The organism is Okeania sp. SIO3I5 (assembly GCF_010672085.1).
Lineage (GTDB): Bacteria > Cyanobacteriota > Cyanobacteriia > Cyanobacteriales > Microcoleaceae > Trichodesmium.
In genome coordinates, this window is record NZ_JAAHHT010000179.1 from 1 (window position 1) to 20081 (window position 20081).

General features: G+C 36.9%; 16 protein-coding genes and 1 riboswitch. Of the genes, 3 read left to right on the plus strand and 13 right to left on the minus strand.

The window, feature by feature from the left end; all coding sequences use genetic code 11:
• The 10 genes from F6K40_RS28895 to F6K40_RS28940 form a co-directional block, all read right to left on the minus strand.
• A partial coding sequence (locus F6K40_RS28895; RefSeq protein WP_293140776.1) for a Tab2/Atab2 family RNA-binding protein occupies nucleotides 1-820 on the minus strand: 820 nt, incomplete at its 3' end.
• A gap of 491 nt (nucleotides 821-1311) precedes the next feature.
• A complete protein-coding gene (locus F6K40_RS28900) occupies nucleotides 1312-3519 on the minus strand; it encodes an AAA family ATPase (protein ID WP_293140778.1) in 2208 nt (735 codons plus the stop codon).
• A gap of 719 nt (nucleotides 3520-4238) precedes the next feature.
• Nucleotides 4239-4613, minus strand: a complete 375-nt coding sequence (locus tag F6K40_RS28905; RefSeq protein WP_293140780.1) for an endonuclease domain-containing protein — start codon at nucleotides 4611-4613, stop codon at nucleotides 4239-4241.
• Between the two features lie 924 nt (nucleotides 4614-5537).
• The gene (locus F6K40_RS28910; protein ID WP_293140782.1) at nucleotides 5538-7148 is read right to left on the minus strand and encodes a hypothetical protein; all 1611 of its coding nucleotides are present in this window, start codon (nucleotides 7146-7148) and stop codon (nucleotides 5538-5540) included.
• Nucleotides 7149-7493: 345 nt separating this feature from the next.
• The gene (locus F6K40_RS28915) at nucleotides 7494-8441 is read right to left on the minus strand and encodes a hypothetical protein (RefSeq protein WP_293140784.1); all 948 of its coding nucleotides are present in this window, start codon (nucleotides 8439-8441) and stop codon (nucleotides 7494-7496) included.
• A 78-nt stretch (nucleotides 8442-8519) separates the two neighbouring features.
• Nucleotides 8520-9089, minus strand: coding sequence for a hypothetical protein (locus tag F6K40_RS28920; protein ID WP_293140786.1), 570 nt, complete (start codon nucleotides 9087-9089; stop codon nucleotides 8520-8522).
• A 371-nt stretch (nucleotides 9090-9460) separates the two neighbouring features.
• Complete coding sequence (locus F6K40_RS28925; RefSeq protein WP_293140788.1) at nucleotides 9461-9919, minus strand: hypothetical protein; 459 nt, start codon at nucleotides 9917-9919, stop codon at nucleotides 9461-9463.
• Between the two features lie 2 nt (nucleotides 9920-9921).
• On the minus strand, nucleotides 9922-10740 hold the full coding sequence (gene cmr4 / locus F6K40_RS28930) for a type III-B CRISPR module RAMP protein Cmr4 (protein ID WP_293140790.1): 819 nt from the start codon (nucleotides 10738-10740) through the stop codon (nucleotides 9922-9924).
• Nucleotides 10741-11823: a type III-B CRISPR module-associated Cmr3 family protein gene (locus F6K40_RS28935; RefSeq protein WP_293140792.1), complete on the minus strand. Its 1083-nt coding sequence runs from the start codon at nucleotides 11821-11823 to the stop codon at nucleotides 10741-10743.
• Between the two features lie 403 nt (nucleotides 11824-12226).
• A complete protein-coding gene (locus tag F6K40_RS28940; protein ID WP_293140794.1) occupies nucleotides 12227-13942 on the minus strand; it encodes a Cas10/Cmr2 second palm domain-containing protein in 1716 nt (571 codons plus the stop codon).
• Between the two features lie 472 nt (nucleotides 13943-14414).
• On the opposite strand from F6K40_RS28940, the gene F6K40_RS28945 reads away from it, so the two are divergent.
• Nucleotides 14415-14600 (plus strand): PIN domain-containing protein, encoded by a 186-nt coding sequence (locus F6K40_RS28945; protein WP_293140796.1) that lies wholly within the window; start codon nucleotides 14415-14417, stop codon nucleotides 14598-14600.
• 228 nt (nucleotides 14601-14828) lie between these two features.
• On the opposite strand, the gene F6K40_RS28950 is transcribed toward F6K40_RS28945, so the two are convergent.
• Together F6K40_RS28950 and F6K40_RS28955 are read right to left on the minus strand one after the other, a co-directional pair.
• On the minus strand, nucleotides 14829-15140 hold the full coding sequence (locus tag F6K40_RS28950) for a DUF4278 domain-containing protein (RefSeq protein ID WP_293140798.1): 312 nt from the start codon (nucleotides 15138-15140) through the stop codon (nucleotides 14829-14831).
• Nucleotides 15141-15175: 35 nt separating this feature from the next.
• A riboswitch (Glutamine riboswitch) is annotated at nucleotides 15176-15231 on the minus strand.
• 457 nt (nucleotides 15232-15688) lie between these two features.
• Nucleotides 15689-15883: a hypothetical protein gene (locus F6K40_RS28955; RefSeq protein WP_293140800.1), complete on the minus strand. Its 195-nt coding sequence runs from the start codon at nucleotides 15881-15883 to the stop codon at nucleotides 15689-15691.
• A 563-nt stretch (nucleotides 15884-16446) separates the two neighbouring features.
• Between F6K40_RS28955 and F6K40_RS28960 the strand changes: the two genes are divergently transcribed.
• Nucleotides 16447-16644 carry a hypothetical protein gene (locus tag F6K40_RS28960; RefSeq protein ID WP_293140802.1) on the plus strand — a complete coding sequence of 66 codons (198 nt, stop codon included), beginning with the start codon at nucleotides 16447-16449 and terminating at the stop codon, nucleotides 16642-16644.
• A gap of 617 nt (nucleotides 16645-17261) precedes the next feature.
• The gene (locus F6K40_RS28965) at nucleotides 17262-17624 is read left to right on the plus strand and encodes a phage holin family protein (RefSeq protein WP_293140804.1); all 363 of its coding nucleotides are present in this window, start codon (nucleotides 17262-17264) and stop codon (nucleotides 17622-17624) included.
• 636 nt (nucleotides 17625-18260) lie between these two features.
• On the opposite strand, the gene F6K40_RS28970 is transcribed toward F6K40_RS28965, so the two are convergent.
• Nucleotides 18261-19589, minus strand: a complete 1329-nt coding sequence (locus F6K40_RS28970) for an MptA/MptB family glycosyltransferase (RefSeq protein WP_293140806.1) — start codon at nucleotides 19587-19589, stop codon at nucleotides 18261-18263.
• Nucleotides 19590-20081: the final 492 nt, after the last annotated feature.

Below are 20081 nucleotides of genomic sequence, written 5' to 3' on the forward strand. Positions count from 1 at the left end.
TTTCTGATTCTGGATCTGACTGTACTGCTAGAAAATGAACCTCTTTGGCCTTTGACTTGGCTTCAGAAAATCTTTGAGCTTCGGCAATAGTTGATGGATCGCTCAGATTAGCTAAAATCCAACAATCATTAACTCCAGTATTTAGTAGTAATCTAGCTGGAGAGGCAGAATTAAATTGGATAAAAGCTAATTCTAACCCTGACATCCAAGCACCTAAAGCTTGTGCCCTAGATGAATAGATAATTAAACCAGGAATAGGAGAATTAGGTGCTAGGTTCATCATGCTGAGGGGAAAAGCTTCTCCAAAATCAATATCCCACTCTGACATCTCTGTAAAAGCCTCAGCTTCTAAACTAACAAATGTCCACTTTTCTCCTATTAAGGCATCTGGTAAAGGTTGTGGTGCAGAGTTCATATATGGAACTGAAGGATTTGTTCCTGGTTCATAACCATCATAAGTGGGATAAACTTCTGCCATTCGTTGTTCTAACCACTGGTTGAGTAAATAAGTGCGACGACTTAGGGCTATAGGTATGGCCAGTTCTCCACAAGCTTTGGTAATCATGTTGTTCATTTGGCGACGGAAGAAGCGTATTTTTTCAGGCGGTTCGGGAGCTTCAGCGATCGCTTTTTCTATAGCACTCCGCAGCCAAATAGAGTTTACTTGTTGGTTATCTGTAAACTCCGAGTAACGATATAAAGAGTCTGTAGTCTCATTAATACCTATGGGACTTTGGCAAATTAATAGTTCCCAGAGTTTTTTTTGTTTTTCATCAAGTATTGGACGACTGTAGAAGTCTAGTTCCCAAATAATGGCCATGCCTTGCTCTTAAATAAATTATGCTAAATCGAGTTAGTTATTATTCTCAAACTACCAGAGTTTGTGAAGAAGATGAGAGGCGAGAAAATATTTATTTGGTCACCGAGTGGAGAAACCAAGGAAAATAGATTTATCCCGTTGCGTTGCGTAATATCTGCTTAGAATCCCCGTGACTAACCTCCAGAAAGTCAATTTTCGACAAATTTTAGTCAATAGACATCTCCAGAAAAGAGGGAACAGGGAACAGGGAACAGGGAAAAATAATTGATGATTTTTGGATAATAATTGATTTTACTTTGTTAGGAGTCAGGAGTCAGGAGTCAGGAGGTAGGGACGTTAGCATTTTTGTTATGCAACGTCCGTACGGAGTTAGGAGTTAGGAGTCAGTATCGTTGTGGTTTATTTATATGAAAACCGTTGTAAAGTCGGATTTTTCTGACTTTATCTACAAAAGCTAGTAATCAAATCCGGGGAATTAGCACTCAAAAACTTTATTCTTTTTCTTCGGATTTCCCTTCATAAACTTCAACAATATCTAACCCAATTTTATGAACAATATCAATTAATTCTTGTGGTTTTACTACTTTAACATTACCGCTAAACCCAATAATCCAACTTAAAAAAAATACATCTTTTAAACTCCAGCGTGGTAACTTTACTTCAAACCGATGGGGAAAATATTTATCTTTTGTAGGAGGCAAACAGAAAACTTTTTGATACTCTTCATCTTTGATAAAACCCCTACCTTGAGGAGGAGGTGACATTTTCAAATTTCTGGATGGAAACCGTTTAGTTTTTTCACAGGCAAACTTAAATTTATCTTCATTAAACCACAATTCAACTGTTACTATTACTTCCTTTTTATCTGAGTTTTTCTTACTCAAAAATTTATTTTGATCAGCAGCAGAATAACCTAAGAATATCCCAAAACTAGCATCTAAAAGTTTTTGTAACTTTTGTAAATGTAAGAGTTGTTTTTGCTGGGAACGAAACTTGCCTAAATCTTGACTAATATATAACCGATCTAAACGTTCAAACCGCAATAAACCATCATCAGAACCTCCCTTACATTCAAAACCTAAATACCAGGCATCATTAAAAAACACTATCTGCAATAACCAAGCTGCAAATTTTCCTTCTGCATCTCCAGTAAATTTTCCTTTACCTTTGAACCGCCCTAACTCAACTAATTTTCCATTAATAATAATGTCTTCTACTACTTCCAGGTTCCGAGATAATACATTTTTAGAGAGCAACTCTAAATCTATCATTGATTGATGAGCGATCGCTATAACTGGATAAGGTTTTTCTGTCTCTATTTTGGAATAAACCATCCGCTCACAAAGCCGTTCATAAATAGATAAATCTAATAGGTTTTCCATACTTTTCTTTTGTGCTCCCAATATATTCTGTAAACTTTTTAATTCAGATTGGGATAAAATTCCTGTACCTGCAAAATAACCGTGTCTCATAGGAAAATCTCGTAATATCTGAAATGGTTTGAGAATATTTTCTACATCTTTACGAAATTGGTCTCGACAGTCGCCTCCCATTCCTGGTTGTCGGGATAAAATTTCTACGAAAACGTCTAAACTTTTTTTGTCGCTATCTTTCTCTCTGAGAAATGGTTGGTTTAATATCAGACGAATAGCTGTCATTAACCGTTTAAACGGAGCTACATCTGAGTAGGGATGGGGGATGATTTTTATCCCCCTCCCGTCCCCCTTGGAAAGGGGGAGGCTAGAACTAGAAGTTACCTGTTCCTCTTTCCCTCTCTCCCAAAGGGGAAAACTAGATGTCTCTTTTTCTTCCTCTTTTCCCCCCTTCCGAAGGGGGGTTAGGGGGGATATTTCTTCATCCAATTTGGCAGCATCAACAGTTTGCCCCTCTGCTACGATACCATTACTTTCTAACCAAGCTAAGTCGGTGGCGATCGCTTCTCTGTCTGCATAAATTTCTCCTTTTAATTTAGCCATAACTGCTACTATTTCTGCTAAAGCGTCGGGAAATTGTGGTAGTTCTTTAAATATGTCGGTTAGTACATCGGGTGTGGTTTCTTGTAAATTGCCGAGACCGGGATATTGAATGAGTAGGGAGATTAAATGTATCAGGCGATCGAAGTCTAGGAGTCGGGAGTAGGAATGAAATTCTAGGCAAGAGGTGCGATTTTGGCGGTTAATATTGCTGCGGGTGAGGGAGTCGATTTTTTGCTGTATTGTTTTGGGGTTGAATGTGTCATTTTGAATTGTATGTACTGCTGCAAAGCCTTCTGCTACTAAGGGCGGAAAGTTTTTCAGGGATTGAAACATTTTTTTGATGATATTTTCTGGAACTTGACGGGTGCGTTGTTTATTCCATTTTAGGCTTTGAGGGAGGGAGGTTTTCAGATGCCATGCTATCCAGTAACAGTTTTGTTGGGGTAGTTTTTGTAGTAAGGCCATGCGATAGGGGCGTTTGGCGTTGGTGGCATCGTAGATGACGGGGGTGCCTGCGGTGATGCTTTCTGAGATTTGGGTTAGTAGGATGGTTTCTATGTCGTGCCAGTTTCCTTGGATGGTTTCGTTGCCATAGAGTTGAGTGCGTATTGCGTCTGTGGAGATGGTGATGTAGTTGTCTTGGGTTGACAGTTGGGCGGCAAAGGTTGATTTGCCTGATGCTGGGGTGCCGATGAGGAAGTGACAGATTAAGGGTTTGTTCATTTGTGGTTTGAATCCCCCCTAACCCCCCTTGGAAAGGGGGGGACTGGAGGTTGTGTTTGATCCCTTAGAAAGGGGGGGACTGGAGGTTGTGTTTGATCCCTTAGAAAGGGAGGGACTCGAGGGGGACTTGAGATTGAGTCTGAAAGTTGAGAGGTATCCCCCCTAACCCCCCTTGGAAAGGGGGGGACTGGAGGTTGTGTTTGATCCCTTAGAAAGGGAGGGACTGGAGGGGGACTTGAGATTGAGTCTGAAAGTTGAGAGGTATCCCCCCTAACCCCCCTTGGAAAGGGGGGGACTGGAGGTTGTGTTTGATCCCTTAGAAAGGGGGGGACTGGAGGGGGACTTGAGATTGAGTCTGAAAGTTGAGAGGTATCCCCCCTAACCCCCCTTGGAAAGGGGGGAACTGGAGGTTGTGTTTGATCACTGAGAAAGGGAGGAGTGGAGGTTGAAAGTTTATGAGAGTGGTTATGCTTCAGGAACTTTTTTGATTCCAATCAAACGAATCTTACTCCCCCCCTTCCAAAGGAATCAAACGCATCTTACTCCCCCCCCTTCCAAAGGAATCAAACGCATCTTACTCCCCCCTTCCAAAGGAATCAAACGCATCTTACTCCCCCCTTCCAAAGGAATCAAACGCATCTTACTCCCCCCCTTCCAAAGGAATCAAACGAATCTTACTCCCCCCCTTCCAAAGGGGGGTTGGGGGGGATATCTTGGGGTTAAGGGGGGATAAAACCTGCAATACGCTCGCAAACACCATCAAAACACTTCATCACTTCATCGTTTGTAAAACGAATTACCTGCAAATCATAACCTTCCAATATCTGAGTACGATGGCGATCGTAAGCTATTCCCTCTTCAGTAAAATGACTTTCCCCATCCACTTCGATCGCTAATTTCAATTTAGGACAATAAAAGTCAACTATAAAATTATCAATTGGCTTTTGTCGCCACATTTTCAATGGAAACTCTCGTAAATATTCTTGCCAAAGTTTACGCTCTGCGGGAGTTGGGTTTTTTCGCATTTCCTTTGCTCGTTCGACGAGTTCAGGATTATAGGGTAAAAAATAGCGTCCCTGTTTGAGTTTAGACATGAGTTTATCCTTTGTGAAAAATTATGTTTTATCCCCCCTAACCCCCCTTGGAAAGGGGGGAACTGGAGGTTGTGTTTGCTCCCTTGGAAAGGGGGGGGACTGGAGGTTGCTTTTTTTATGTTCAATCAAACAGACTTGATATTACAATCTTACCCCCCCCTTCCAAAGGGGGGTTGGGGGGGATATTTTACAGAAACATTCGGCAAAGAATTATTTGATTTCATTTTTAGTATAGCAGATTGAAATTGGTATCAGCCACAAAAAAAAGCTAACTATCAAAAGTTAGCTTTTTTGTTTTTGATTAATCAGATTATAGTTTCCATTAATTCCGCTTCGGGTGAAGCGTTAGAGTTTTTTTTTTGTTGGCAAACCCAACACTGGCATTAACCGTTTCCATTAATTCCGCTTCGGGTGAAGCGTTAGAGAGTTCGGTTTTAGAACCACGACAAATCAAGGCTTTGAGACCCCCAAATCGACGCACCCCTTTGATTAAAAAGTCAAACAGGCAATTTTTACCAAAATGACGACCCTCAAATCCGCTCCTAGCATGGCATCGACGCAGTTCAAGGAAAGAATCAGGGTTTCAGCGATTCTGCGAGGTGCGTCGATGGGGTACCATGCAAAGATGAAAAACCACCCTTTAACCACTCCTTAAAGACTAGAAATGACTAAAAAATTACTGCTATTCATTTATCGAGGTTTTTTATATCGTTACTCTTACTTTCTATATTAACCTTAGACTGACAAATTGTCAACCCCAAATTAATACTAATTTTCTAGAAAAAATTGGCCATCAATAGAGCCGAAATTGCTGCGCGATCGCATTATTTCAATCCTTGATTCATTAATTGAGCGATCGCCCACTGTCTGACAGCAGAATAGCTGGCAAACAAGTATTTAAGAGCTTGAGAACACTCCCTCAAATTATATTTGCTCACCTAACTCCTTTCTTCTGTAGAGATCGTGAGCCAATTTTTCCAACTGTTTGTCTAACTTTTCTCTATTCTTAGTATAAGAATCAAGCTTAAATAACTTGATCGCCTCAGAAAAAGGCTGCTTAACTTTCTGAAGATAGATGTTCACCACATCATCCGTTTCTACTTTTTGATAACCCATCAAATATTTAGCAACATCTAATTTTTTCATTCCTCGTAAATTATGTACTAATTGATTTCTTAAGTCATGCTCTCGCTCTCTATCGTATTTGCAACACCACTCTAACAACGGCCATGTTTTAAAATTTGGTTCTAGACTTTTGAGCCATGGTAACATGATACTATTAGTATTAATTAAGGACAAATTTTTCTTAACAATACCAACTTTATCATCTGGAAAAGATAGTTTTCTTAGTACATCTAAACAAAGCTTTAAATTTTGCTCATTAATTTCTTTACTCCTTAAATCTATATGTTTTAGTAAAGACTTGTCCGATTGATTATTTAAAAGTAATCCCTCATTATTCCATAAAAGCAAATCCTTACCAGAATAATTTTTATCCCCAACTCTAACAGTCATATTTTCTGTCTTAGATAAAATAGCTACCTTGAGAAAAGTTTCTTGGGCAGCAGAGATTAAAGTAATACCCTGAAGATAATTTTCTTGCTTAAAAAATATCTTGATTAAATCCAAAGTATCAACAATTCTTTGAGTAGCTGCTGGAATCGAAAATTCATCGCTATCATCATCATCATCTTGCTTAAGATTAAAGAAATTAACCTTACCATTTAATCTACCCATTACTTCCTCATCAATACCTTCTACTACTTCTTTTTCTTCTTCTAAAAGTTTCTTAGCAGCACCAGGAGACTCAAGAACTAAACTTTTGGCTTGCTGAATATAAATACCCCGCAAATATTTAGAACTGTCAATAATTTCTGCCGACTCTTTTACATATTTATCATACTCATTGCTAACTAAAAACCTCACTTTTTTACCATAATTTGCCAAAGTCATAAATTGCACTGCTGAAGACACCGCTGGGGTACTAGCTTGATGACTGACATAAATAGTATCTTCTGGTTTAAAGTCAAACTTAGATAATTCCTGCTGAACTACATTTAATGTACTATCCCAATTATCCAAACCTTTTCCATCAATAGGCTTTAATTCCACAGATTTCAAATGAGCTTTCGGGAAATTTTCACCAAAATAATGTTCAAATATCGGCAATAAAGTGCAAGTATCTTTCCAACAAGGTGACTCATTAGAACTCATATATTCGGGATATAAAATTGATTGGTCAGTCAAAATAACAATAATTTGATCCGGCATTAACTTAGCTTTTTCATTTAACTTTTTCACAAAATTATCTAAGAGAGGAAAAGCAAAATCATCCCAATACTGCTCAAATTCCTCCTCATAAACAATTCCTAAAACTCTTGCTGGAAGAGTGTACCTCTCTCCATCATCAGAATCTGAGAGTTCAAAGTCTTGATTACGTAACTTTGGCATAGCTTTCCTATACAGATCTGACCAATTATCTTCTGTCGTTAATTGAACATCACTATTACCAGTAGTTACTATCCAAATATTCATTTTATTTTGCTCCTAATTGTCATACTTTTATCCCCCCAAACCCCCCTTTGAAAGGGGGGCTAAGAATTTTTGGAAAGGTGGGCTAAGAATTTTTGGAAAGGTGGGCTAAGAATTTAGGGTTATGTCATAATTATACTAAAATTGAATCAGAAATAATTAGTAAAAAAACTCTTTTTCCCCCCTTACTCTTACTCTTTCCCCCCCTTACAAAGGGGGGTTAGGGGGGATAAATCACCAAACTTTTTCAAACTCACTAGCATTTTCTAAATAGATGTTACTTTTTCGTCTTTTCCCCCTTACTCTTACTCTTTCCCCCCCTTACAAAGGGGGGTTAGGGGGGATAAATCACCAAACTTTTTCAAACTCACTAGCATTTTCTAAATAGTCGAGAAAATCATTAGTAGTTTCTGAATCATCAGGAAAAATAGTCAGCAACTCCACATATTCTGTAGTTTTTTTAAGTTGTTTATTTTCCAGAATATAACGAGGATACATCCGATGCCAAATTCTCCCTATTTTTCCCATTTTACCTGTTAAAACTGAATTTTTAATTGTCTTTCCTCTTTGATATTCTTGATGAAACCAATAAATAGCTTCACTATCAAAATCCCCCTCAGCAATTCGACCAAAAACTTCTACTTTTTCAGGATGCCATGCCTCTCTCCAATTACTCCCTTTATTTACTAATTTTTGTTTTTCTACCTTCTGAACATAAGCCTTAATTTTTGAGTGTAGACCATCTAAAAAATTAGTCACATCAGACAAACTATTCACAGGAATATACAACTTTTCAGAATTTTTAATCAACTCCCAATGACAGCCAATCATTGGTTTATTATTACGCTGAAAATATTCAGAAAAAAACTTGCGGTGGTCAACCCGTCGCCAAGACTTACCAAACCCACCTAACAAGAAAGAAAACTTAACTATATTCAGCATTAAATTTTTGAGATTGCCTTGTTGTTTTTCTGTCATATTTCCCAGACATAAAATCTCTAATTTTCCCTCCTTTAAGTCGTATGTAGGTAACTCAAAACGCCCAAAAGTATCCATCTCCAAATTAACAGCATTAAAAGCTATACCTAACTTTCCCACATAAGGACTTTTACCATTAAAACCACCCCATAATTTCTTGGTTAATTTCTGAGCGATCGCTTCATTAGTTACTCCACCAAATAACCGCAAAGTATGACCTCGAAGAGCAGCTTTAAACATATTCGGACGAAACTCTCCAGTACCATTAATTAAATTTGGTGCCAAACCTTCACCTTTGAGAAAAATGGGAGGAAACAAAAGATTTTCTTTGTGACTTTTTAGGTGTCCGTAACCAGCACTAACACGAGAACCTATTCCTTTACCTAAAGCTTGTTCCTAAATTTGCCAAATTTCCTCCCACTCTGTCTCATCTAATTTTTTATTGCTGGAAATGCCAAATCTCAAAGTAGGTTGATAGAGAGAAATTTGCACGAAAGCACTGTGATTAGATTGTTTTTCTACCTGACATTCCTGCTGAGGATGCACAATATCGACTAATTCTTTATTCCTCCAACTATCATCTTGAGGATATCCGCCATGAAACCGCAGAATACCAGGTTTAGTTTCATTACCTACTTGACCTCCACAATATCTGATAGCTTGCTCTGGGGTACACTTGCGCAAGAAAGCACCTTTCATGCTAGCACCGGGATAATAGGGATGACCTTTTGCTCCTATTACCGGACGAATAACCCCCTCATCTTGACCGCTATTAGTGACAAAACGCCAACTAATTTTATAGTCTTTCCATTGAATGGCATCATTAAATGTAGGCATATTGGATGCACCTTCTACCCATTGTTCTGCCCATTCATAAGCATCTTGCTTTGCATGAGGTAATCTTTGTATTTGACAACGCCCTTCTATTTGAGCGCGAAACATTCGAGGTACATTATTATGGTTCATAGTTCATGAAGAAATAAAAGTTTAATCCCCCCAACCCCCCTTTGAAAGGGGGGCTAAGAGTTTAGTCGGTCCAGTAGAGTTGATATATCAGGACTAAAGCCAGGTGAACCCAGAAACCTGGTTTCTCGTAGACAACTATTGCTCAAAACAACGATTTATCGTAGAAACCGGGTTTCTTTGCGTAAGTTCTATATATACTGCATTTGCGTAAATCCCAATCGTAAAAGAGGAAACAGCTAAAGTCCAGTAGGGTGCGTTTCCGCTAAGAGCGGAAACACGCCCTACCAATAGCGTTCATGCGTAAGTCCTAATAAAGAAAGTGATTACTCTTATCCCCCCCTTTCAAAGGGGGGTTAGGGGGGATAAATATATCACTTCTTATACCGTTGCGCCCACCAAACCATACAGTCGCACAGTTGAGTCAGCACAGCTAAAGCTACCTTACGACGTGTTTGATTAAAATTTTCCCCATTATCAGACTCTTGCCGATCATCAAGTTTCCATAACTTGTCTGCCATTTCCTGAAGTTGGCGTGTGTATCTAACGTTCTCCTCCTCATTCTTCCAATCATTGGGAATATCTATAGGATCGTTGGGAATCTTAAGTTTAGCCGTACCCATAATCTTCACCAGTTCTTCCCAGGTAGCTTGCCAATACTCAGCTTTAGCTTTATTATTTTTCTCCAACCGAAACCGTTCTCCCCAAAACCGCTCTAAACCATAAGCAACTGTCATCCGCATTTTATGAGTTTCATTCAATACCTCTGTATTACGGTGGTTTAATACCAACCTCTGAGCGCACTCATCTAATTTATAAGATTTCCAAGCCATAACTACTCTACTCCTTTGATAATAACTTCACAATTTCCAAAACCGATAGACTCTAAACCACCCAAATAAATTTCCCCTTCATTACCATCTGGAAAAGGTTGCCATTTTCCGTTACCATTCTTACTCTCCTTGATAGCAATCGGAAACACTAAAATAGTTTCCTCCGGTAACGCTTCAGTATTAAAAAATGCTCCACCTTTTGCCTTTTTCTCTTTTGGATCTAGAGCTACCCGACTCTGACGATACAAAGCCATATCGTGAATCATAGCAATTTCATCATCTCCCACTACCACCGCTGACAACTGTTCCCCCAGAGGAAACCAAGGTGTCAGGTCTTCTTTTTTGTCAACAGTCAGAAAACCAAAGTTAAAAAATAAGGTTTCCTTAGCTTCAATATTCAGTGCTTTCAAAGTTTGAGAACCAGTGTACTCTATAGGAATTTTTTTCTTCACCCCTGCAATACGTTGATATCGCTTCAACAAACGGGGACAAGTTACCCAAACAATAGGTTGCCCTGGACAAAATACAGGTATCCAAACAATAGAAGCATATTCAAACTTGACTACAGATTCTGTAGTGCTACCAGCTTCTCCTGTTTCAGTTTGTGCTTCCCTACCATACCATTTATTGGCAGCATCTTCTCCTTGTTCAGCCCGCATTTCTGCTTTCATTCTTCCTCTCACGGAACTACCAGGAATAATTCCAGTTTGAGTAAATTGATCGCGAAAAATCATATTCAAATTTCCGCTTTCTTCTCCAGCAGTTGCACCGACATGAAGTGGTGCGAGAGTTTTAATAATACCATAAGCTTTTTTATACATTTAAACTTCTCCTTTAATATCATCAATATCTAGAGGTAAACATAAACCCGAACCAACTTTTTTCAGACTAATACCTTCTTGAGGAAACCATTCTTCAGGCCATTCCCACCAAGATTTATTTAGGGATTCTTCTAATACATAAACGCTACCTCCTGGCACTGCATATCTACCCCTACCTAAGCGACCTTGAGTTCGATAGCGGTAAGGTATTGCTTTGTCGGTTAACATTAGTTTGATTGGCGGAAAATCTGAATGTTGAGGAGTCCTATATGATAATCTATTGGAACCCCAAACAGCAGGTGTAATTAGAGCAAAACTGTTTTGAATTGGCTTTTTTAACAGTTGAATAATTAGATCGTTTTCTGATAACTCTATGCTGTTAATTTCTACTACATGGTTTTCACCTCCAAATTTGTACCAACCAGGTTCTAAAGAATGGGTAGAAAGATAAACTAAACAGACATCATCTGGCATTTGTACTGCATATTCTAGAAATAATCCATCTTTTTCCCTGGCATTGCGTTCTTCATATTTCATTCTAGGGTGAAGAATTGATACAGATTTCCAAGGACTTTCTGCCATTGAACCTTTTTTATTTTTTTTATTACTTCCAACAATATCTTTTGCATATTTATTCCAATAATTTATTTTCAACCAATGATACTTCGGTTCAATTTCTGATTTGCCCTCCTCTTCATGGCGATACCATTTATCATCTTTTATTATCCACTCATCTGTACCTTTTTCGCCGATGATTTTTGTCCAAGGTATAGGAACATAAAATGATGTTTTGTTGTTTTCTTTTGCCCAAAAAGGACCGGCTACATGAAGACATTTAAGGTTTGAAAAATCTTCATTTTGACATTTAGAGCTTGAACAATTTTCGTTTTGACATTTAGAAATAGAACTATCTTTATTAGGATTAATATAACGTTCATAACTTAATATTAATCCCGAGAGAGTAGCAGCATCGGGAGGAAATTTAGCCCGCGAACATCCTACTAAATTTTCTGCTGATAAAAATCCTCCTGAGCTACCATACATTAAACCTAAAGGTTGAACGGTTATGATATATTTAAACATATTTACGGTAGTTATTTATTGGGATTATTTGAATCGTAGGGGTTTGCTCTCCAAACCCAATTTTGGGTTGGGTAGTAACGTTTCTAGGTTGAAAAAACCTAACCCTCCAACCCCCTTCCTATCCCCCCTTACCCCCCTTTGAAAGCTATGCTTTATAAACATCTTTCTTAACATAAAACTTGACAACATAGACAAGTTATGTTTTAGTCTTGAATCGGCTTTTTCAGGAGAAAAGAGTATTTTTCAATACACTTTTTTATGAATATAGACAGAATTATTCCTCCCCCTCCTCCCCATCCTCCCCATCCTCCCCACCCTCCCACAAGGGTTTCAAGAGTTCCTTATAAGGGATAGCTTTGAAAGGGGGGATGAGGGAAGGGGGAGAGGTATATACTTATCCGTTTCAAGAACACATTTGCCATCCAACTAAGATTAAATCATTTATCCAATTCAACAAATTTTTATTAGAATTATCTTTAGTAGAATTATCTTTCACCAAATATTTCCATTTCTTACTTTGCTCAATTTCCTTACTCTTATTTGGAAAATAAATATCCATTAAAGCCAAAGCTAATGTATAATCCGTATTCCCACTTTCAGGATGAGGGTTGATAGCATGACGTGCTTTTAATTGAGCTAGATCGTTGTAAATATGAGTCCAATTTTTACCCCCTTCTCGATCGCGATAATCATCCAAAATACACAAATAATTCCACGGACAAGTCCACTGGACAAATCTACCACTATTGAACAATACTCTAATCGTGACGCGATTACGGCCTGAATTTTTTGCTTCTTTCTCTGCTGCACGGCAATGTTGCAATACATCCCGTTGTGGTACACTCGGAGCTGCCCAGACAAAACCAACGCTGAGAGTAATTTTTCCCTCAGTTTTTTCCTTAACTTCTTCCCACTGTTCTGGTACAGTCATTAACCATTCCAATGCTTCTTTCGGTTCCACTGGGTCATCAGGAGTTCTGTGAATTACACCCAAAAAGTCATCCCCACCAGCATAAATAACCCGCCCTAGCTTTTTGACTGTTGGGAGTCTTGGTCCATTAAATTTATTCATAAATTTTCTCCCCCATTCCCGCATTGCTTCACTAAACTTGTTGATTTCTTCTTCCCCATCAGGTTTTTTTGCCAACTCCTGCAAATAATTTCCCACCTTGTCACCATCTCCCATAAACCAACCAGTCCATTGACCAGGTTGATTTTTTTCTGGTTCCGGTTTTCTGACTATATCTGTAAATCTTTCTAGATGGCGTAATCCTAAATTTTTGCGGATGTCAGGTTGAGTTATTAAGCGTTTTGTTAGTTCGGGAATGCTCAAGCGTTCGCTGGGGTCGAGAAATTTACCTTCTATTTGACGTTGCTGAATCAAGGTATCAAAATAAAAATTCAATAATCTCGAATATTCATTATTCAACAGTTGAGCTATTACAAAAAAATGCAAATCATACCCAAAATTTGTCTCTAATTTAGTTGCTAGAAGTTCGTAAAAATATTCAATATCTGACTTTTCATCTTCATATTTCAAGTCTTTCGGATTTCTGCCTTCGCTAGCTAATCCTGGCCAGGCGATCGCATCTGTACCAGTAATACTAGAACTTTCTCCTATCCAATTTGTTGCCGTCCAATTTCGAGCTAGTTTGCGATTTTCTAAGTCTTTCATTGCTTCTGGAATGGTTTTTCCTGCACCCCAGAAAATCTCCCAGGTGTGATTTCTCCATAATTCCCATTCTCGCTGCCAATGATAAGTTAGTTGGTAAGTATCTTCTGGAATAGCGTCGTCTTCAATCCATTTTTGACATTCTGTTAATACCTTTGTCCATTCCAAAACAATAGTTTTATTTGCCCACTCTTCTAACCATTTTGCAAATTCTTGGTTATTACTATCAAAGCCATTATTTTTAAGTAAAATTCGGTTCGGCATTCCCCTAGCATAGTCAGGCATTCCAGGGGAAATAACATTCATTTTTTGCTCTTTCGCTGCATCAATTAGTCTTTTACTAAGATGAGAAATAATAACTGACGCACCGTATAAATCTCTGAGTTTGCGAGACTTTTCAATAAAACCTTGTACTGGCGAAAAAGTTGTCGCTGCATATACTGGCATAGGGTGATTTCCTGCTTAATTTTAGTATATGAAAAATTCTGAGGACTAGACAATTTTTAATTTTGTGTAATTAATTCCTTATTTTGATAATATTTGCCAAAGCAATACTTTATTTTTCAGTTTTTCTTAAGCAATCTAGCCCCTATTTGCTTGATTTTTTGTTGACATTTCTAGACTAGCATCACTTAGAAACATCTGCTACTATTTTTATGCGAATGACAAAATTCCGGCTTTTTGTAAAGCTCATATCCATTAAAATGCCATTAGTTAGTTAGTAAGGCAAAAAAAATTAAATCTCTTTGGCATCACTCTATATTTATACGGTTTAGTTCCAATTTTTTCCTCATTGGCATCAAATATATTGAAAATAGATCACCACAAGTTTTATAGTAAGTATAGCGCTACTTGAAAAGGGAACAGGGAACACAAAACTTAGAACAGGAGACTTTTCAAGGCTTTTTCTTATAGGGAAATGCTCCGCAAACAGGATTTAGAAATGTCCTACTTTGCTTACCTAGCAGAAAAACTCAGAAGAAGGGGAATGCGCGTCGAAGTTGCATCCGTCGAACAATCTTTAGGCAACGATTTAAAAATTGCAGCTAGCAGTATTGTAGACTTGGTAGAAATTTTTGACGGTTTCAAAAATGGGAATGGTTGAAAAGTTCTCTACAAACACAAACACTATACCTCCCATTCCTCATAAAAAACTGGGGAATAGGAGGTGATATTTAATAGATTTGTCGCTAAATAGATTGAAAAAATCGCTCAAATTAAGACACAGCAGTAATTCCCAGCGTTTTTATTTATTAATAGCTCAAATCCTTACATAATAAGGGTTTGCCCATTTTTTTTAGTTATAAAGCGACAAGTCTAATCTACAACAAAATTAACTATGAGCTAACCCTAACTCTTCCACAACTCGACCTAACATTGACTGACCGCGTTTCATCTCTGAACGTTCAGTTTCCATTGCCAACATACGCGCTTTTTTAGACACTGAAACATTATCAGTATTGGGTTGATTGTTATATTTCACGCCCCGATAGGTTAAATTATAATGGGGTTGCATCACGGGTGCTTTTTTCGTATTCCGAAATCGAATATCTAGACCACGATATTTGCCTACTGCTACACCAGGGACGGTTTCTACAGCAGGGGGATTATATTCATAACTAACGCCACGATATGTAAGTTTCATCAGTACTGCCTCCTAATTATTTGCAGAGAAATTGAGGCGCGTTCCTTCAGGATGTTTCCTTACTTCCGTCTTCTATGAGAAGATGAACGATTAAGTTTTTTTGACATCTTTATTATAACTACAAATTTCTGAAACTGCCAAGGGGGAAATACCAAATTTTTCCACTTTACATAAACTTAATAAAAATGTGTCAAATTACTTAAATGAAGTCTCTACAAATTTACCCTGTTAATGATGTATCGATATGAAGATTAAAAGTTCAAAGAGGGGAAAATTTATCTCAAATTTATTGATTGGGTCTTGTTATGGCTGAGTATAACCACTCAACGCTCGGTTTGATTCAATACTATTAGTTGTAAGTTGGCCAACCATCCTCATACTTTCTTGTATAGCGCTAGGGAATAGGGAATAGGGAACAGGGAACAGGAGACTATCAAAGGGTTTTTCTTATAGGGAAATGCTCCGCAAACAGGATTTAGAAGTGTCCTAACCTTTGCTTCGACTACTATATTGTTGTGAGAAATTGGACATAATTGGGCTCGACAACTCTATGCTACTTGTACTCGTCCTTTCACAACAGAACGTAACAATCTATCAACGCTACGACGCTCCTCTTCACTCAGAGAATCGTCCAATACTGCGGCCATCAGGCCATAACGGTCTGATTGAGTTAGAGGACACTTGTCGGCAACAGAGGCCATAATTTCATTAATTGCGCCGGGAAGTAATTTAACTTTAGGCATAAGACTTACCTTGAACTCTACACTTTATATCATCTCCGATTTTTTTCCTGATGGTGGTGACTCACATTTGGGGTTGAGGGTGATTTTTCGGCATTATGAAGAGTGAGTTATCACCTATGACAAAGTGAAACAGATAAGTAACGAAAGTGACGAATATCACTATTAGCGGACATGATATCACTACATTTCCCAGATATTTATGCCCAATTTTCAGGATACCTAATAGTCTAATCTTGGTCTTGAATATATCTATTGAAATGCCTAGAGCTAACTTTAGTAAGTTATTATACGTTCACTCATCTGATTACTGAATGCTTACCAGAAAAATCAGAGCAAAATATTAATTGGGTATTTACTTTAGTATCTAAATAATTTTTCGATTGTAGATATAATTTTAAATTACAAAAAAAATTTCCAAAATTCAGTAATACTACTGTTGAAGCTTTCATATTTAATATTTATGATGATAGTTAGAAAATCTGAGATGTTTGAATAAGTCATTTGTATAGATATAAAATTCAGATTTATTTAAAAAAATTGAAATATCAACTAATTCATCAACTATGAAAAATAAATTAACTCAAACAAACGTAGCAAAAATTCTAGGAGTATCTTTTCAGAGGGTTCATACTCTGAGAATTAGGAATCGGATTAATTTTTTTTGGGATGTTAATCAAAAAGCTTGGCTAACATCACAAGAACATCTTCAGAAATATCTAAATCAGAGAGGAAAAAAGGTAGCAGTCTCAAGTCATAAATAATTATATATTTAACTTAATTTAATCTAAAAATAGGGTGTTATTTCAACACCCTATTTTTTTTTATTTTTAACTTTAAAAATGTCATAATTAGGGTTTGCGCTCAAAAGTCTTATGAGTAAGGTTAGGGGTCAGGAGACTCGAGACAACCCACCCCTAACCTCTCCCAGGAGGGGAAGACAAATAGTCAACCCTTTCATCCTCACTTTATGCAGCTCTTGATTAAGGAAAACCTTGTACTTTTTCAAGACTTCAAAAAGCTCAAACCTTTAGAAAGTGAATGCTTTGATATTTAATTAGCAGAGCAATAATTAGTTCAGAAATAAATGTATTTTTTTTACTATATAGCGCTACTTGAATCGGGAATCGGGAACAGGGAACAGGGAACAGTAGACTATCAAAGGGTTTTTCTGATAGGGAAATGCTCTGCAAACAGGATTTATAACTGTTCTAACCTTTGCTTCGACTGCTATACCAGGGAAGGCCAACAAAAAAGTTTTAATGCTACTAAGAATGCAGCAATTTGAGGCAAAATTATAATAAGTAAACTATTTAGGTTAGTTTATCTAAATTAGAGCAAATAATTTTTCCAATTTTGTTAGGAGGTTAAAACAACAGTTATGGGACGTTTTTTATTGACTTGGTTGATGGCAACTATATCACTTTTAGTTACAGCGTTTGTTGTACCTGGTGTAAGAATTGATAGTATTCCTTCTGCTGCAGTTGCAGCGATTATTTTAGGATTAGTAAATGCGATAGTTAAACCAGTTTTAACGGTTCTAACTTTGCCTCTGACAATTCTCACTTTGGGATTATTTTTGTTAGTAGTAAATGGTATTTCTCTTTCATTAGCAGGATATTTTACTCCTGGTTTGGAAGTAGATGGTTTTTGGCCTGCAGTTATTGGAGCAATTGTTTTATCTCTGGTTTCTAGTTTCATTAATGGATTTGTTAATAAACCAGAAGAATCTGAAAATTTGTAATCGTTAATTATATCATGTCCGGTTGAATACTTACAATGCATGAGGAGGTAAGGCAGAAGGCATCCCCTCTACCCCTCTTTGAAAGCTATGCTTTATAAACATCTTTCTCTTTTCATAAAACTTGACAACATAGACAAGTTATGTTTAAGTCTTGAATCGGCTTTTTCAGGAGAAAAAAGTATTTTTCAATACACTTTTTTATGAATGTAGACAGAATTCTTCCTCCCCATCCTCCCCATCCGGACCACCCTCCCACAAGGGTTTCAAGAGTTCCTGATCAGGGATAGCTTTGAAAGGGGGGGGGAAGCAGAAGGAGAGAAAAGGTGAGAAGGGAAAAGGTTTTTTTATCACTGATTATCCGGACATGATATTACCGAAAAATTGTGGTCTAAAGCCTCCCTTTTTAAGGGGATAAAAAGCGGTCGTTTTGCTACGCATAACTACGTTAACGCTGCGCGACATGAAAAGCGGAGCTTCCCGAAGGGTGGGATGGCGTTTTGCGCTAGCTAAACGCCATATCCAATTGACCAAGAGAAAAGAAGATATTCCTTATTTCAAGTCTCCTTATTGCAGAGGTACTGATAACTGTTAACTGATAACTGATAACTGAAATGACACCTAATCTATCTAGAAAATTTAGAGTTCATTTTTAGGGATTCTGAATTTTTTTTCTCTCCAGTTGCTCCAAATAAATCCGATTATTAGAGGTAACCATAACCAAAATCTTTCCATTGTTGTTAATAACCAACTGTTATCTCCTAAAATTTGCCTATATGGCAAAATAAAATAAATAAATGTTGATAAACTAACCCATTTTATACCTAAATTTCTAGTTGCTACAGCAAAGGGAATTAACCAGGTAAAATACCAAGCATGAACTATTGGAGATAAAGTTAATAATATAAAAAAATAGGATTCAGTGAAGTTAACAAATTTATGAATATTCCAGATTGAAATTCCTACTCCTAGAACCAGTGGAATTCCATAAATTAAATTATTATATTCTGTTGATTTTTCCAAAAAAATAAAGCTAACTAAATACGGAATAAATTCAGCACTACGACCATTAACAACAAAATTTGAACTGATAGGAATTACTGAACATTTTCCAGGTTCACAAAAATTAAGAGCAGCAATGCACGTTGGCAATAAACCAAGTAATAATAAAAAAATTGCTTGTTTAATTTTACGGTAAATATTATGCTCCTGTTTATCTAATATTTTCTGCCAAATTAGAAATAATAAAATTGGTAATGACATCCATTTAATCGCTACACTTATTCCAATAAAAAAACTACTCCAATACCAACGATTATTATCAAAGGCTAACCATGCTGCTACTAATGGTAAGATAAACCAACTGTCATAATGACCACCCCCAGCAAAGGAATATATAATTAGAGGATTCCAAGCATAAATTAAAATTTTTTCTAGGCTAAATTTTCTACTTAATAACCAACAAATTCCTAAGTCAGCCAAGATAAAAGCTAACTTAAATATAAATACTGATGGGTTAATTACTGCTAAAAATCGAAATGCTAATTGACTTAAAGGTGGATAAATAGCAGAAGCATCAGGATGATTCATTAATGACCACCATTCTGTTCGATAAGGAATTAACTCTACAGCATTTGGAGCTAAATCATAAGGACTAAAACCAAAGTTTTGAATGTAACCTTCCCACAAATAACGCCAAATATCACTCCACGGTTCCATGGGAATTAATATTAGTCTAGCTAGGATAGTAATGCTCCAAAACCACGCATAATTAATTGATTTAATTGCCCAGGAAATTATAAATCCTAAACTCATTATGCCGATACCAATCCAGAATTTTTGTACTGTATTAACTTCCTGAAAATCACCATAGGGAATTATGAAAATTGCTCCTACTAATATCAAAATTGAACTTAGTAACAATGGCAGATTTTTTCGATTAATTTTACTCGTATTTATTTTTTGCATTTTTGGGCATTTTGCTATATTTTTATAGCATTAAAAACAGGTTTTAAATATACAACAGATTCTACCTTAGTGCGGTACACCCATCGCGGGCATCTTGCCTGCACTATAAACACTTAATTGTTAATATCTATACTTCATATACTTAGTCTGATGAATATCTGAATTATGAATTCTCAATTCTAAACTCTTAATTCTGAAATACCAAATTTCTCAAAGAGAATTAGGTATGAATTAAATTATTTTTAGAGACTGTTTGTAAAATAAGTATTAAGAGAGCATCACTTGTGATGTGAATCTAAAAGCGATAATAATTCAAGAGATTGAAATTTGGTAGATAAAGAAGTATTCAGTACATATATTCCGAGACTTTTTAAGCGACAAATATTTATGTTGATTTCTTCCTCCTTATTCCCTATTGCCTATTCTCTATTGCCTATTCCCTATTGCCTATTCCCTATTGCCTATTCCCTATCTCCTTTTTATATTTTCTGA

What these genes read in the sequence shown, in the direction of transcription:
- F6K40_RS28900 (WP_293140778.1), bottom strand. Translation starts at nt 3,519, where the DNA reads ATGAACAAACCCTTAATCTGTCACTTCCTCATCGGCACCCCAGCATCA.
- F6K40_RS28905 (WP_293140780.1), bottom strand. Translation starts at nt 4,613, where the DNA reads ATGTCTAAACTCAAACAGGGACGCTATTTTTTACCCTATAATCCTGAA.
- F6K40_RS28910 (WP_293140782.1), bottom strand. Translation starts at nt 7,148, where the DNA reads ATGAATATTTGGATAGTAACTACTGGTAATAGTGATGTTCAATTAACG.
- F6K40_RS28920 (WP_293140786.1), bottom strand. Translation starts at nt 9,089, where the DNA reads ATGAACCATAATAATGTACCTCGAATGTTTCGCGCTCAAATAGAAGGG.
- F6K40_RS28925 (WP_293140788.1), bottom strand. Translation starts at nt 9,919, where the DNA reads ATGGCTTGGAAATCTTATAAATTAGATGAGTGCGCTCAGAGGTTGGTA.
- cmr4 (WP_293140790.1), bottom strand. Translation starts at nt 10,740, where the DNA reads ATGTATAAAAAAGCTTATGGTATTATTAAAACTCTCGCACCACTTCAT.
- F6K40_RS28935 (WP_293140792.1), bottom strand. Translation starts at nt 11,823, where the DNA reads ATGTTTAAATATATCATAACCGTTCAACCTTTAGGTTTAATGTATGGT.
- F6K40_RS28940 (WP_293140794.1), bottom strand. Translation starts at nt 13,942, where the DNA reads ATGCCAGTATATGCAGCGACAACTTTTTCGCCAGTACAAGGTTTTATT.
- F6K40_RS28945 (WP_293140796.1), top strand. Translation starts at nt 14,415, where the DNA reads ATGCTCCGCAAACAGGATTTAGAAATGTCCTACTTTGCTTACCTAGCA.
- F6K40_RS28950 (WP_293140798.1), bottom strand. Translation starts at nt 15,140, where the DNA reads ATGAAACTTACATATCGTGGCGTTAGTTATGAATATAATCCCCCTGCT.
- F6K40_RS28955 (WP_293140800.1), bottom strand. Translation starts at nt 15,883, where the DNA reads ATGCCTAAAGTTAAATTACTTCCCGGCGCAATTAATGAAATTATGGCC.
- F6K40_RS28960 (WP_293140802.1), top strand. Translation starts at nt 16,447, where the DNA reads ATGAAAAATAAATTAACTCAAACAAACGTAGCAAAAATTCTAGGAGTA.
- F6K40_RS28965 (WP_293140804.1), top strand. Translation starts at nt 17,262, where the DNA reads ATGGGACGTTTTTTATTGACTTGGTTGATGGCAACTATATCACTTTTA.
- F6K40_RS28970 (WP_293140806.1), bottom strand. Translation starts at nt 19,589, where the DNA reads ATGCAAAAAATAAATACGAGTAAAATTAATCGAAAAAATCTGCCATTG.